Source organism: Allobosea sp. (genome assembly GCF_048595345.1).
Classification (GTDB): Bacteria; Pseudomonadota; Alphaproteobacteria; order Rhizobiales; family Beijerinckiaceae; genus Allobosea.
This window is the reverse complement of record NZ_JBMDWH010000134.1, coordinates 1-13929: the sequence shown is the minus strand read 5'-3', so window position 1 is coordinate 13929 and position 13929 is coordinate 1. Positions and strand designations below refer to the sequence as shown.

The 13929-nt window shown below is 66.3% G+C and carries 14 protein-coding genes, 1 tRNA gene and 1 pseudogene; 1 reads left to right on the top strand and 15 read right to left on the bottom strand.

The features are described from left to right. From ACOJTB_RS12925 to ACOJTB_RS12870, 12 genes and pseudogenes are all read right to left on the bottom strand, one after another. The coding region (locus tag ACOJTB_RS12925) for a dihydrodipicolinate synthase family protein (RefSeq protein ID WP_420102930.1) at positions 1-225 on the bottom strand (225 nt) is incomplete at its 3' end. A gap of 19 nt (positions 226-244) precedes the next feature. Continuing rightward, positions 245-1243, bottom strand: a complete 999-nt coding sequence (locus ACOJTB_RS12920; protein WP_420102929.1) for an ABC transporter ATP-binding protein — start codon at positions 1241-1243, stop codon at positions 245-247. Beyond that, positions 1240-2931 (bottom strand): ABC transporter permease subunit, encoded by a 1692-nt coding sequence (locus ACOJTB_RS12915; protein WP_420102928.1) that lies wholly within the window; start codon positions 2929-2931, stop codon positions 1240-1242. The genes ACOJTB_RS12920 and ACOJTB_RS12915 overlap by 4 nt, the downstream gene beginning before the upstream one ends. Next, positions 2928-4058, bottom strand: coding sequence for a M24 family metallopeptidase (locus tag ACOJTB_RS12910; RefSeq protein WP_420102927.1), 1131 nt, complete (start codon positions 4056-4058; stop codon positions 2928-2930). The genes ACOJTB_RS12915 and ACOJTB_RS12910 overlap by 4 nt, the downstream gene beginning before the upstream one ends. Positions 4059-4060: 2 nt before the next feature. Then, a complete protein-coding gene (locus ACOJTB_RS12905) occupies positions 4061-5098 on the bottom strand; it encodes an ABC transporter substrate-binding protein (RefSeq protein WP_420102926.1) in 1038 nt (345 codons plus the stop codon). A gap of 30 nt (positions 5099-5128) precedes the next feature. Next, positions 5129-5836, bottom strand: a complete 708-nt coding sequence (locus ACOJTB_RS12900; protein ID WP_420102925.1) for a type 1 glutamine amidotransferase — start codon at positions 5834-5836, stop codon at positions 5129-5131. Positions 5837-5839: 3 nt separating this feature from the next. Beyond that, positions 5840-6556 carry a GntR family transcriptional regulator gene (locus ACOJTB_RS12895; protein ID WP_420102924.1) on the bottom strand — a complete coding sequence of 239 codons (717 nt, stop codon included), beginning with the start codon at positions 6554-6556 and terminating at the stop codon, positions 5840-5842. Between the two features lie 310 nt (positions 6557-6866). After that, on the bottom strand, positions 6867-7064 hold the full coding sequence (locus ACOJTB_RS12890; RefSeq protein ID WP_420102923.1) for a hypothetical protein: 198 nt from the start codon (positions 7062-7064) through the stop codon (positions 6867-6869). A 137-nt stretch (positions 7065-7201) separates the two neighbouring features. Next, positions 7202-7552 (bottom strand): response regulator, encoded by a 351-nt coding sequence (locus tag ACOJTB_RS12885; protein WP_420102922.1) that lies wholly within the window; start codon positions 7550-7552, stop codon positions 7202-7204. An 88-nt stretch (positions 7553-7640) separates the two neighbouring features. Then, positions 7641-8174 (bottom strand): HWE histidine kinase domain-containing protein, encoded by a 534-nt coding sequence (locus tag ACOJTB_RS12880; RefSeq protein ID WP_420102931.1) that lies wholly within the window; start codon positions 8172-8174, stop codon positions 7641-7643. A gap of 63 nt (positions 8175-8237) precedes the next feature. Beyond that, a pseudogene (locus ACOJTB_RS12875) lies at positions 8238-8722 on the bottom strand (GAF domain-containing protein); the annotation flags it as partial. A gap of 343 nt (positions 8723-9065) precedes the next feature. Then, complete coding sequence (locus ACOJTB_RS12870; protein ID WP_420102921.1) at positions 9066-10409, bottom strand: nucleotide sugar dehydrogenase; 1344 nt, start codon at positions 10407-10409, stop codon at positions 9066-9068. Between the two features lie 250 nt (positions 10410-10659). Here ACOJTB_RS12870 and ACOJTB_RS12865 point away from each other — a divergent pair. After that, positions 10660-10734: transfer RNA gene (locus ACOJTB_RS12865), tRNA-Gly, on the top strand. 206 nt (positions 10735-10940) lie between these two features. Here the strand turns inward: ACOJTB_RS12865 and ACOJTB_RS12860 are convergent. From ACOJTB_RS12860 to ACOJTB_RS12850, 3 genes are read right to left on the bottom strand one after another with little or no spacing between them, the layout of a single operon-like run. Continuing rightward, positions 10941-12116, bottom strand: coding sequence for an ABC transporter ATP-binding protein (locus tag ACOJTB_RS12860; RefSeq protein ID WP_420102920.1), 1176 nt, complete (start codon positions 12114-12116; stop codon positions 10941-10943). A 14-nt stretch (positions 12117-12130) separates the two neighbouring features. After that, entirely contained in the window at positions 12131-12958 is an 828-nt protein-coding gene (locus ACOJTB_RS12855; protein WP_420102919.1) for a carbohydrate ABC transporter permease, read from the bottom strand. After that, positions 12958-13905: a carbohydrate ABC transporter permease gene (locus ACOJTB_RS12850; RefSeq protein WP_420102918.1), complete on the bottom strand. Its 948-nt coding sequence runs from the start codon at positions 13903-13905 to the stop codon at positions 12958-12960. The genes ACOJTB_RS12855 and ACOJTB_RS12850 overlap by 1 nt, the downstream gene beginning before the upstream one ends. Positions 13906-13929: the final 24 nt, after the last annotated feature.

The window sequence follows — 13929 nt, the reverse complement described above, 5'->3', positions numbered from 1 at the left end:
CTTGCCCGGCATGCCGGCCACCGCCGCCTCGACGATGCGAACCGATTCCTCCGGCTCGAGCTTGGGCGCCTCGCCCATGATGCCGAGCACCGTCGTGCCATCCGAGCCGATCGCGTCATAAAAGGCGAAGAGCTTCTCCGTCGAGGTCCAGTCGACCGCGCCGTCCGGCAGAAACGGCGTCGGCGCGATCGGGAACACACCGGAAGCGGCGGCAGTCAGAGACATCAGTCGATTCTTTCTTCAGTCAGGGGGCGGAGACGTCGATCACATCCCGCTGGCGGAAGCCGAACAACGTGGCTTCGCCCGGGGCCAAGGCGGCGATCTCGTCGGTGGAATCGACCAGGGCCGCGATGTCGGTGCCCTCGTAATCGAGCAGGACGCGGAAACCACGGCCGATGAAATCGACCGACGCGACGCTGGCCGGCAGGATATGCTCGGCTGCCCTGGCGGCCTCGCCGACGACGATCTTTTCGGGCCGGACCGCGAGCGTCCCGGCCCCGGCCGGGACGAAATTGCATTCGCCGAGGAAGGTCGCGACGAAGCGGTTGGCCGGCTTGTCGTAAAGCCCGCGCGGCGTGCCGATCTGGACGATCCGCCCCTTGTCCATGACGGCGATCTGATCGGAGAGGAAGAGCGCTTCCTCCTGATCATGAGTGACATAGACCACCGTCGCACCAACCGCCGCGTGCAGGCGCTTAAGTTCGGTCTGAATCGACTGCCGCAGGTTCTTATCCAGAGCCCCGAGCGGCTCGTCCATCAGGAGAATGTCCGGCCTGATGACCAGCGCCCGGGCGAGCGCCACGCGCTGCTGCTGCCCCCCCGAGAGCTGGCGCGGCAGACGGTCGGCATAAGGCGTCAGATCCACCAGAGCCAACGCCTCCTCGACGCGGCTGGTCACCTCGCGGGCCGGGAGCTGGCGCATCTCGAGCCCGAAGGCGACGTTCCGGCGCACGCTCATATGCGGAAAGAGCGCGTAGTTCTGAAAGACCATGCCGATGTTGCGCTTCGATACCGGCACGGGTCCGATATCGGCGTCGCCGACCAGAATGTGGCCGCGATCATAGGTTTCGAAGCCGGCGATGGTCTTGAGAAGCGTCGTCTTCCCCGAGCCGGAGGCGCCGAGCAGCGTGCAGAAGCAGCCGGCGGGGATGTCCAGCGAGACGTCGTCCAGCGCCAGCGTCGCGCCATAGCTCTTGTTGAGCGCGCGGATGGAGACGGCCTTGCCGAGGGCGGCGATGCTCATGACGCTGTCCGTTTCGCGACGAGAAGATTGGCGCCGAGGACGACGACCGTCACCAGAATGATCAGGCACGAGGCGGCGATGATCGTGGGGTCGATCTCGTGAGCAATGCCTTCATACATGAGCTTGGGCAGGGTCCTGCTGCGGATGTTGGTGAGGAACAGCGCAATGACCACATCGTCGAAGGAGGTGATGAAGGCGAAGATCGCGCCGGCCGCGATGCCGGGTGCGATCGCCGGCAGCATCACGCGCCGGAACATCGTGGCCCAGGAGGCGCCGAGGCCGAGCGCCGCCAGTTCCAGATTGACGTCGAAGGATTTCAGCGCGGCGCGCACCGTGATGAAGACGTAAGGGGTAGCGAGCACGATGTGGCCGAGCGTGACGCCCCATATCGAACCGACGAGCCCGGTCGGTGCCAGCAGATAGTACAGGCCGACCGCCAGGATGATCACGGGCACGATCATCGGGAGGATGAAGATCGTCTCGACCGTGTTGCGCCAGCGCGGGCGCATCCGTGAAACCCCGAGTGCGGCGAGCGTGCCGAGCACGACCGAGATCGCGACCGTCAGCGCCGCGATCTGGACGGAGCGCGTCAGCGCGGCGACCCATTTGCTCGTCGCGAAGAAATTCTCGTACCAGACCAGGCTGTAATTCTCGGGCGGGAAGGACAGGAACGGGGAGGAGCCGAGGCTCATCGGGAAGACGATGACGATCGGTGCGATCAGGAAGACGCCGACCAGCCCCGCCGCGACAATCGACAGCCAGCCGCCGAAGGAGCGGCCGCGCGAGGTCACGGTGAAGGGCTGGCCCGCCTTGCCGCCCCCTCCTTCGATGAGACGCTCCAGCCCGAAGAAGCGCTGAAACAGCACGAGCATGGCCACGGTGGCGACCAGGAGAACGGTGGCGAGCGCTGCAGCGAAGGGCCAGTTGAGCTCGGTGTTGATGTTGCTGGCGATCATCTGCGCGATCATGGTCTGACCGGGCCCCCCCATCAGGGCCGGCGTCAGATAGAAGCCGATCGCATTCATGAAGACGATCATGGCCCCTGCCACCACGCCCGGTGCCGTCAGCGGCAGGATGATGCGCCGAAAGATGGTCAGCGGCCCGGCGCCCAGGCTCTCGGCCGCCTGCACCGTCGTCAGCTCCAGATTGCGGAAGGCGGCATAGAGCGGCAGCACGACGAAGGGCATCAGCACATGCGTCATGCCGATCAGCACGCCGGATAGATTGTAGACGAAGGCGACCGGCGAGGATGTCAGGCCCAAGCCCATCAGCAGCGTGTTCACCACGCCGTTGCTCTGCAGCAGGATGATCCAGGCGGTGGTGCGCACGAGCGCGCTCGTCCAGAAGGGGAGCAGCACCAGCAGCATCAGCAGCGCGCGTGCCCGTGGGCCGACCGTGGCCATGACATAGGCCAGCGGGTAGCTCGCGATCACGGTCAGAGCCGTGACGAGCCCCGCAAGGCCGAGCGTGGTCAACAGCACGGAGCGGTAGACCGGCACCGCCGCCATGCGCTGAAACTGCGCCAACGAGACGCCGCTTTCCCCGAAGGCGAGCTTCAGCAGCGACAGCACCGGCACTGCGAACAGCACCAGCAGCACGAGGCCGAAGGGTGCCAGCCCCAGCCAGACGGGAAAACCGCACCGGGGACCGGACGGACGTCCTGCCGCTGCTGCCGCCTGGATCGTCATGCGACGAAGAGCTGCCGCGGGAAGGTTGTCAGGCGTTCGCAGCCATCTTGCGTGATCGCGATCGTTTCGGACATGCCGAAGCCTTTCGCCAGCACATAGGTGTGAAAGGTCATGCCGGGCTGGAAGGACCAGCTGGCCGTGGGCTCCGCCTCCAGCGGCTCCCCGCCATTGGGCTGCAGCATCAGCCCGACCGAGTAGAAGGTCTTGTTGGTGTAGGTCTCGCGCAGACCGGCGGAGAGCACGCCGTCGCGATAGATCGCATCCGGCACCGTGGCGGGGACGCCGGGCTTCACGGCCGCGATCGCGGCATCCTGAATGGCGACCAACTGCTCGACGATGCGGTGCTCTTCCTCGGTGGCCTCCGCGACCTTGATGGGGCGCATGAAGCGGGCGTGGTAATGCCGCACATTGGGCGTGGTCTCGAGCTGAACGATGTCGCCCTTCGCCAGAACCCGGTCGGAGTAGCCTCCGTGGAGATGGTAGGCGCGTTCGCCCGAAGACAGCACGCCCGGGCCCGGCAGGTCGCTGCCGGCACGGATCATCGCGGCGCAGATCTCGGCCGCCATCTCGCGCTCGGTCGCGCCGGCCTTGGCCGAGGCGATGCCGGCCGCCATGCCGGCCTCGGCCGCCTTGGCTGCCTTGCGCTGATAGGCGATCTCAGCCGGCGACTTGATGAAGCGCGTCTGCGTGGTGAAGCGCGACATGTCGCTCCACACCGTCTCCGGCAGGGCGGCGCGCAACGCCTCATAGCGGGCAACGCTGAGCGTCCAGGCCTGCATCTCGATGGCGAGCTTCGCTTTGGCGCCCGCGGCCTCGCGGATCGCCCGCGCCGCAACGGCGATCCGGTCGTCCGAATCCGTCCACATGACCCGCTTGGGAAAGACGCAGGTGGCGTCGAGGTAGTATTCCTCGACGTCGCGGCAGAAGAGCACCGGCTCCCCTTCGAGCGGGATGACCGCGAACTGGAAGCTGGAATAGCCGCGTGTGAAGAAGCCGGTGAGATAGGTCACCGTCTCGGGCAGGAAGGCGACCAGTGCATCCTGGCCCGTCCGCGCCAGCTCGGCCCGGACCTTCTCCACCCGCGCGAGATAATCCTCGCGCGGGAACCAGGGGCGAGCGATCGACATCGTCATTCCTTGAGCATGGCGGTGTAGGCCTCGGTCACCTTGGCGCCGTTGTCGGCCCACCATTCGATGTCGAGGAACAGCGCGTTCTTCAGACGCTCCGGGGTCGAGGGCAGGTTCTCCATCCGCGCCGCCGGTATCGTGGCGAGAGCCTTTTCCGAGGTAGGGCCATAGGCGACGAATTCGGAGAGCCGGGCATTGTTTTCGGGCTTGGCGATGTAGTTCAGGAACGCGACGGCCTCCGCCTTGTTGGGCGCGCCCTTCGGGATCATGAAGAAACCGACCTGCGGGATCTGCTGCTCCCAGGCCATTGCGATCGGCAGCTTGGAGTCGATGCCGGCCTGGAAGCGGCCGTTCCAGCCGAGCGCCATCACCACCTCGCCCGAGCCCAGCGCCTGCACCGGCTGCGCGCCGCTCGCCCACCAGACGGCGACCTGCGGCTTCAGGGCGCGGATCTTGTCGAGAGCACGCTTGAGCCCCGCCTCGGTCGAAAGCGTCTTGTAGACATCGGCCATCGGCACGCCGTCGGCGAGCAGCGCGGCCTCGACGACGGTTTCCGGCTTGTCGGGCAAAGTGCGCTTGCCGGGGAATTTCGCCACGTCCCAGAAATCGGCGAAGCTCTTGGGCTGCGCGGCACCCGCCGGGAAGGCCTTCGTCGAGAAGCCGACCAGCGTGGAGAAGATCTCGGAGGCGACGCCGTAATCGTTGCGGGCGCCTGGAATCACATGGGCCGTATCGACCATCTCGGGCGTGATCTTCTCGAAGAGCCCCTGGCGCACGCCGCGCATCAGGCCGCCGCCGCCGGCCGTGACCACATCCCAGGTCACCGACTTGGTCTCGACCATCGCCTTGATCTTGGCGGTCTCCGGGCCCGTATCCTCCTCGACCTTGATCCCGGTCTCCTTGCTGAAGGGCTGGATCCAGGCCTTGCGAATGGCGTCCTGATAGGCTCCGCCCCAGGAGGCGAAGGTCATTTCCTTGGCGCTGGCGACGCCGGGTGCGAGCAGCGCCATCGCGGCGGCTGCGACGATCAGCTTCTTCATGAGAACCCCTCTCCTTGTGACCGGTCGCTCTCAGGCGGCCGTGGCGCCGCAAAGAGCGGCGAATTTGCTGAGCATGGTCTTGGCGGGCAGAGCTTCGTCGGCCGTCGCCTTGAGTTGGTCGATATCGGCGCCGTCGCGCTCCATCGTCTCTCGGCTCTGCTCGAACCAGACGACCGCCTGCTCCTTGGTCACCTCGGGATGGCCCTGGATGCCCCAGACGCGATGGTCGCGGAACCGCCAGATCTGGTTGGGGCAGAGATCGCTCGTCGCGATGATGCGCATGTCGGGATGGTCGGCGCGCACCTCGTCGTTGTGCCAGACGAACATGTAGACTTGGCTGCCGATCTCGCCCGCGACCTCGTCCCCTTTCGCGGCGGGCGTGACGTCGAGCCATTTGTTGCCGACCTCGCAGAACGGGCGGCGGAACACCTGATCGCGCCCGCAGAGCGCCGAGGCGAGGATCTGGCTGCCGAAGCAGACGCCGAGCATCGGAATGCCGAGGCTGTCCGCCTCGCGGATGAGCTCGTGCTCGCGGTTGATGAAAGGAATGTCCTCATAGGCGCCATGGGGGCTCCCGGTGAGGAAGATGCCGTCATAGCCCGACAAGCTGTCCGGAAAATCGCCGGCGAAGGCCCAGCGGGCATCGACATCCAGCCCCCAGCCGGCGAAGCGCTCGGGCAGCCTGGCGACGCCTTCGCGCTTGGGTCCGTTCAGGAGAAGAAGGAGCTTGCCTGCCATTGCTCAGGTCCTCGCGCCAGTTTGTGAAACAGAGACATTCGGCTGCGGCTCCTGCTGGAGCGTGCCGGCCAGCAGATCGAGAATGCCCTGGCGCGCATGATCGATGTGGCGCTGCATCTCCCGGCATGCCGCCTCGCGATCGCCGCATTCGATCGCCGAGAGGATGGCGAGATGCTCGCCCTTGCCCGGATCGAAGCGCCGGGGGATCCGGGACAGGCCGAACATCCGCGTGCGTTCGCGCAGCTCCTTGACCAGCCTGGCCATCAGGCGGTTGCCGCTGGCCTCCGCGATCGAGAGATGCACGACGTCGTCGACGCTCCAGTGCCGCTCATGCGAGACCGCGCGAGGCTCGGCCATGCCTTCGATGGCGCTCCGGATTCCCGCGAGCTGATCCGGTGAGAGCCGGCCGGCGGCGAGCCTGGCCGTCTCGCCCTCCAGCGCGCGCCGCGTCGCCAGAATCTCCATGACGTCCTCGACGGACACGCCCTGCACGGTGAGCAGACGCCCGTCCCGGCGCAGATAGCCCTCCCCCGCGAGGCGCCCGAGCGCTTCTCGAACCGGGGTTCGCGACAGGCCGAGTTGATCGGCGAGTTTGCGGTCCTGAACGATGGTTCCGCCCGGGAGGTCGCCCGAGAAGATCATGCGCCGGATCGCGAGCATGGCCCGCTCGGAGAGCGATTCATCATCCTGGACAGAGGCGGTTTCGGCGGCGGCTTCCATCGGCATACTTTTGGTATACCAAGCTCTGACGTCAACCCCCCATATGCCGATTGGGTTGGCAACGGAGGCTAAGATATCGGCAGATCCAGCCTCAAAGTCAGGCTCTCTCGTCGCGAGTCTCACCGACTGACCACGCGCCTCAAGGCGCATCGCGCATCGGTGAGGCCGCGAGCTTCGCGGCGATATCAGCCTATCGGCGAGCTCTGACCTTCGGTTGTTAGCGGATATGGGTGAAAAAATCGGTCTTGAGAGGTGAGACCGAGGATCGATACGCGAGGGCGTTTCGGATCTGGCCGATCGATCCTCGGTCTCATGCAGGCCTGAACTCCAGTGCGTTCGGGAGGAGCTTTGCGAGCTTCCGCAGGTTCTGAGCTGCCCCCGGCGAGCGAGAACTTGTTGCTGGGGCCGTTCGGTCCGCGCCGGCGAACGCCTTGATCGCTTCGATCGAGATCCACCGGGACAGCGTGACGATCTCGGTCGTGCCGTCGCCGAGATCCCGCAGCAGCATCTCGAAACCCACGTTACCAGTGACGGCGCCATCGTCCGATACGCCGGTGCGGCACACGTCGTCGGTGTAGGCTTAACGGTGGTCGGTCCGGATGCGGGATGCCCAGCGGCAGAAGATCATGCCTTCGGGCATCGTTCTCAGGCCGCCTTTCTGATGGCTTCCATCACGACCACCTCGTCATGGGGCTTTCGAAGGAACTGGACATGGGGCGGCATCTCATGCGGCTCCGGCCGGAGGCGTCCACTGGCGATGATGATCGATACCGGGGGCCACCGGTCGCGCACGGCGAACGCCAGCTTCAATCCATCCATGGATCCGGGCATCTCGATATCGGTGAAGACGATGGTGATGTCCTTGCGAACTTCCAGAATCGCGATCGCGTCGTCCGCGTTGCAAGCCTCGATCACGTCGATGCCTGCATCCTCGATCATGGAAGCCAGGTCCATGCGGATCAGCGGCTCATCCTCGACCACCAAAACGACGGTCATGCTCTCGAACTCTCAAAACGCCTCTAACCCGCGGTATCCCAATTCGCGCCGAAGGGAATGGTTCGGTGCCGGATCGAAGTTTATCGAGTCACGGCCGTTGGACGTCGGCCAGGCTCGCCTCGAATTCCGCGATCAGCCCTGTGGGCAGCCACTGCTTCCGGACGCCGCCCCTGCCCAGCAAGCCCATCTCGATCAGGCGCGATCCGAAACTGCGCCGGGTCGGCTCCGAGACCAGCGGACCGCCAGATTCCTGCCAACGAACTTTCAGCGTCGGCTCTTCGCCACTTTCGTCGATCCGCCACGACAGGGCGACCTTGCCAATCGGCGACGAGAGTGAGCCGTGCTTGGTGGCGTTCGTCGCCAGTTCGTGGAGCATCAGCGAGATGGAGACCGTTGCCTTCGGCCCAAGCTCGATCTCGGGGCCCGATGCCACGATCCGCCCGTCGTCGCCATGGAGAGCGAGCATCGGCCTGACGACGCTCAGGAGAGAAGCTGCCTCCCAGTCCTGTTGAAGCAGCTGGTCGTGTGCCATTCCCATCGCCGCGATCCGCTGGCTGAAGGCGGCGACGGCGTCGCGCTCGGTCACGCTCTTCAGCGTCTGCGTCGCGATGGCCTGAACCATCGCGAGGGTGTTCTTCATGCGATGCGCGATCTCGGCATTCAGCACCGCCTGCTGGCGCTGGGCCTCGTCGCGATCCCTCAACGCCTTCCTCAAATCCAACTGCCGCATCACCTGGCGGGCCAGCACCCTGAGTGTATCCTGCTGCAGGTCGGTGAGGTCGTGGGGCTTGTAATCGAGCACACACAACGTCCGATCGCATGCCCTTGCTCGGTCTTCAGCAGGGCCCCGGCATAGAAGCGCAGCCCGGGCTCGCCGGTGACGAGGGGATTGCAATCGAAACGGTGATCCCTGGTGGCGTCGGGGACGAGCAGGAAGTCCTCCTCAAGGATGGCCTTTGCGCAGAAGGAGCTGTCGAGCGGCGTCTCGCGCACCCCCAGGCCAACCTCTGCCTTGAAGAACTGACGGCCCTCGGCGATCAGGTTCACGACCGCGATAGGCGTGCCACAGATTCGAGCTGCCAGGTCCGCGATCTCATCGAAGTCGCGTTCCCTCGGTGTGTCCAGCATGTCGTAGCTGGCCAGCGCCGCCAGACGCTCGCTCTCGCGCATCGTGATGGTCAATAACTGTTCCAAACTCAGTCGATTGACTCGCTCAATCGCATTATCGGGGCGGCGCGCAAAGCGCTTTTGACATGGCTCACAGCGCGACCTGCGACTCATGTGCGGTTCCCGTCGCCTGTCGCCGGACGGGTCGCGCGCAGACCTCCGATCAGGCCGACGTGCTGGGCCGCTCGAAGCAAAGGGTGACCAGGTCGAGCACTGCCTCGGCCGCCCAGCTACCGACGGTCATCGCCCTCCGATCGACACGTGATCGTTTTGCGCGCGTTCTCAGCCTCTCCTTTCGATCGATGCCTGACTGGCGCGTCCATCCTGCGCCCGCTCCGAGCGTGCTTCACGCCTTCACCACCCCGTCCATCGCCACGCCCTTGCGCGCGAAGACGTTGCGCGTGTCGAGGATCAGCCGGGCCTGCGCCGCGATCAGGGCGTAATCGACCCCATCATGATCGGTGGCAACGAGGACCGCGTCGGTTGCGGCCAGCGCCTCCGGCGTCAGAGGCTGCGAGGTGCGGCCGGCCAGCGCCGCATGCTCGCGCGTCGGCGGGATCACCGGGACATGCGGGTCGTGATACTCGACGCTCGCACCGCGCTGCTCGAGCAGTTCCATCAACCGCAGGGCCGGGCTCTCGCGCATGTCGTCGACATTCTTCTTGTACGCGGCGCCCAGCACGAGAATGCGGGCTCCGGTGAGGCCGCGGCCGAGCCGCTCGTCGAGCGCGCGGGCCAAGGCTTCCACCACGAGGCGCGGCATCGCCGTGTTGATCTCGCCGGCGAGCTCGATGAAGCGGGCGGGAATGTCGTATTCGCGCGCCTTCCAGGAGAGGTAGAACGGGTCGATCGGGATGCAGTGCCCGCCCAGCCCCGGGCCGGGATAAAACGGCATGAAGCCGAAGGGTTTGGTCTTGGCGGCCTCGATCACCTCCCAGACATCGATGCCCATGGCCGCGTAGATCTGCTTCAGCTCGTTGACCAGCGCGATATTGACCGAACGAAAGATGTTCTCCGTCAGCTTCACCGCCTCGGCCACCGCCGTGGAGGAGACCGGCACGGTTTCGACCACGAAGGCGCCATAGAGTGCGGTGGCCAGGTGCAGCGCCTTCTCGCCGTCCCCGCCCACCACCTTCGGGATCGAGGCGGTGTCGAAGCTGGCATTGCCGGGGTCCTCACGCTCGGGCGAGAAGGCGAGGAAGATGTCGCGGCCGCTGATCAGCCCCGTGCGCTCCAGGATCGGCTTCACCACCTCCTGCGTGGTCCCGGGCCAGGTGGTCGATTCCAGCACGACGAGCTGGCCCGGCCGCAGCCGCTCGGCAATCGCCTCGGTGGTGCGGGTGATGTAGCCCAGATCCGGTTCGCGATGGCGCGTCAGAGGCGTCGGCACGCAGATGATCAGCGCATCGGGCTCGTCCAGGCGGGCCAGATCCGCCGTCGCCGCGAAACGGTCCGCAGCCAGCGCGGCCTCCAGCTCGGCCTGCGGGATATGGGCGAGGCCGGGGCGTCCGGCGTTGAGCTCACTCACTCGCGCGGCATTGATGTCGAAGCCCAGCACGGAAAAACCGGCCTTCGCCGCCGCGAGCGCCAGCGGCAGACCGACATAGCCGAGGCCGATGATGCCGACACGGAAGCGGCGCGCCGCGATGCGCTGCAAGAGATCCGGCACGAGGGCGGAGCCGTCATCCATCGGGGTTTTCCGTTCTGCGACTGGGGCGGCCAAGGCGAGAGCGCGCGGACCGATCACCGCTGCCTCCCGCCGATGGTCGCCCGGAAACCCGCCCTCTTTGGCAGATGCCCCGCCGCAAGGCGAGAGCACACGCCGTGTCACGGCAAAGTCGAGCCGTCGCATGCCCGGCGCAAATCCCGGATGACAGGCCGGCTTCGAGCGGCTAAGAACATCCCGTTGCGGCGGCGCGCCTGGCCCACCACCGCAGCCTGCGGGCGTAGTTCAGTGGTAGAACGTCAGCTTCCCAAGCTGAATGTCGTCGGTTCGATCCCGATCGCCCGCTCCAATTTCCTTTGACCCTTCAGCTGGTTATGGCGTCCTGCCGCCAGATCGCGTTCCCCGCGATCCCTATCGCGTTCTCCAGCCCTGTTCAGCGGCTGTTCTCCTCGCCCCGCAGCGTCACGCGGCCTGCGCAAGCCCGACGTGCGGGCGCTTCTGCTGGGCACGAGGCGGGCGGCCAAGCGCTCGCGGGGGAGCCATGGCCGCTTCGGCCTAGATCCGGCGGCCCGTCTCGCGGGAGAACAGCACCGCTTCGGAGAGGTCGGCACCGAGGGTGACGGGGTCGCCGGGCTTCAGCTCGCTGTAGCCCTGGACCGTGACCATGATCTCGCCCGGCACGGCGCCCTCTTCCTCATGCGCCGTCGTGCCGTCGGAAAGCTTCACCGCGATCACGGATTCGGCGCCGACATGCTCGACGAGGCTGACCGTGCCGAAGAGGCCCGCCTGCCCTACCCCCGCCTGCTCCCCGGCCGCGGGCGAGACGGTCAGCGCGTTCGGGCGGATGCCGAGGATGACGCCTCCCTGACCGGCTTCACCGCCGGCGGGCGCCTTGGCGAAAGGCAGTGCTACATGACCGATGCGGAGCGCGCCGGGCTCGAGCGCCGCTTCGATCAGGTTCATCGGCGGGGTGCCGATGAAGCGGGCGACATAGGTGTTGGCCGGTGCGGTGTAGATCTCGCGCGGCGTGCCGAATTGCTGGATCACGCCGTCGCGCATCAGGGCGATGCGCGTGCCCATCGTCATCGCCTCGACCTGATCATGCGTGACATAGACGAAGGTGCCGCCGACGCGGCCATGAAGCCGCGTGATCTCGGCCCGCATCGCCGAGCGCAGCTTGGCGTCGAGGTTGGAGAGCGGCTCGTCCATCAGGAAGACTTCCGGCTGGCGCACCATGGCCCGCCCCAGCGCCACACGCTGGCGCTGCCCGCCCGAGAGCGTGCGCGGATAGCGGTCCAGCATGTCGGTGAGCGAGAGCGTCCTGGCCGTCTTCTCGACGAGGTCGCGCACGGCGGGTGAATTCTCGATCCGGCGCTTGGCGAGACCGCCGATCAGCGGGATGTGGAACCACCATTTGAACTGCCGCATGATCAGCGGAAAGGCGATGTTCCGGCGCACCGTCATATGCGGATAGAGCGCATAGGACTGGAAGACGAAGGCCATGTCGCGGGCGCTGGGCGGCAACTGGTCCACGCGCTTGCCGCCGACATGGATCTCGCCGGAGGTGACCGTCTCCAGCCCCGCGAGCATGCGCAGCAGCGTGGACTTGCCGCAGCCCGAGGGGCCGAGCAGGACGAGGAACTCCCCGTCTTCGACCTTCAGGTCGATATCGGCGATCGCGACCTTCGGGCCGAAATGCTTGGCGACGTGGTTGAGCGTGATCGAGGCCATGGTTGTGCTTTTCCTCAGCCCTTGACGCTGCCGGCGGTCATGCCAGCCACGACATAGCGCTGGACCATCAGGTAGAAGGCGACGGCGGGCAGCGTGTACATCACGCCGATGGCCATCACGGTGTGGATTGGGGTGGAGAGCTCGCCGACGAAGCTGGCGAGGCCGACCGAGGCGGTGCGCAACTCCTGGCTGAGGATCAGCGTCTGGGCGAAGACGTATTCGTTCCAGCCATGGAAGAAGGCGATGACGGAAGCCGCGGCCAGCGTCGGCGCGACCACGGGCAGCACGATGCCGAGCACGATGTCGAGGCGCGAGCAGCCGTCGATGCGCGCCGCCTCCTCGATCTCCAGCGGCACGCCGTCGATCGCGCCCTTCAGGATCCAGGTGATGACCGGCACGGTGAAGGCGGCATTCGCGAGGATGAGCCCGCCGAGGGTGTCGAGCAGCAGGAGTTTGGCGAAGATCGCATAGAGCGGAACCACCAGCATCGCCTCGGGCAACATCTGCGTGGCGAACAGCACGAAGCCAAGCACGCCCTTGCCATGAAACTTGAATCGCGAGAGCGCATAGGCCGGCAGGATGGCGAGCAGGATCGACAGCACCATGGTACCGACCGCGACGATCGCGCTGTTCTTCAGCCAGAGCAGCACGCCGGTCTTGGCGAAGGTCTCGGCATAGTTGAAGGCCTGGGCTGCGTCCGGCAGCATCTGCGGGCGGTCGGCGAAGAGATTGGCCGAGGAGGTCAGCGAGGTCACGACCATCCAGTAGATCGGGAACAGCGCCGCGCTGAGCAGCACCATGATCAGCGCCATGCGCAGCGCGTGGGAGGCGGGGGTCTTCATCAGCGGCGCCCCTGCGCGCGCTCGGTGCGCTGCGTGTACCAGAAATAGACGAAGGTCACGACGAGGGCGATCGAAAGCCCGATCATGCCGACCGCTGCCGCCTCGCCCAGCTCGCGGGCGACGAAGCCCCGGGTGTAGAGTTCGATGACGAGCGTCTTGGTGGCGCCGATCGGCCCGCCCTGCGTCATCACCCAGATCAGGTCGAAACGGCGCAGCGACCAGATGGTGACGAAGAGCGCCAGCAGCGCGACCGTCGGCTGGATCGTCGGCCAGACCGCGACCTTGAAGATGCTGAAGCGGTCGGCCCCGTCCATCTGCGCCGCCTCGCGCACCTCTTCGGAAACGCCCTGCAGCGCCGCGAGAAGCACGACCGAGGAAAAGGGGAAAATCTGCCAGACCGTCGTGAACAGCACCGCCGGCAGAGCGAGCTTGGGGTTGTCGAGCCAGCTCTCATAGCCGATCTCGAAATCCATCAGCTTCAGGACGTGGTTGAAGATGCCGTATTGGGCATTGAGCATCCAGGCGAAGATCGTCGCCACCGCAACCGGCGGGGCCGCCCAGGGCACCGTGACGAGCGCCCGCGCCAGGCCCCGCCCGCGGAACGGCCGGTCCAGAAGCAGCGCCGCGCCGAGGCCCAGCGAGATCGCGAAGACCACGCAGGCGACCGTGTAGATCAGCGTCGTCCAGAGAACCGAGGCGAAATCGCTGGAGGAAGCCAGGTCGTGATAGTTGCGCAGGCCGACGAAACGGGCGTCCTGCGGGGCGAGCAGCGAGCTCTGTTGAAAGCTGAGGATGAACTCGCTGATCAGCGGGTAACCCTGGAACACCGCCAGATAGAGCGCCACCGGCGCGATGAAGAGATAGGGCGCCCAGCGGCTTTCCCGGTCGCGCCCTCCGCTGTGCGGTGGGCGTCCGGCGCCGGCGGTCGAGGAGCTGGCGGTGCTCATGGGTCTCACTGCCGCTCGATGCGC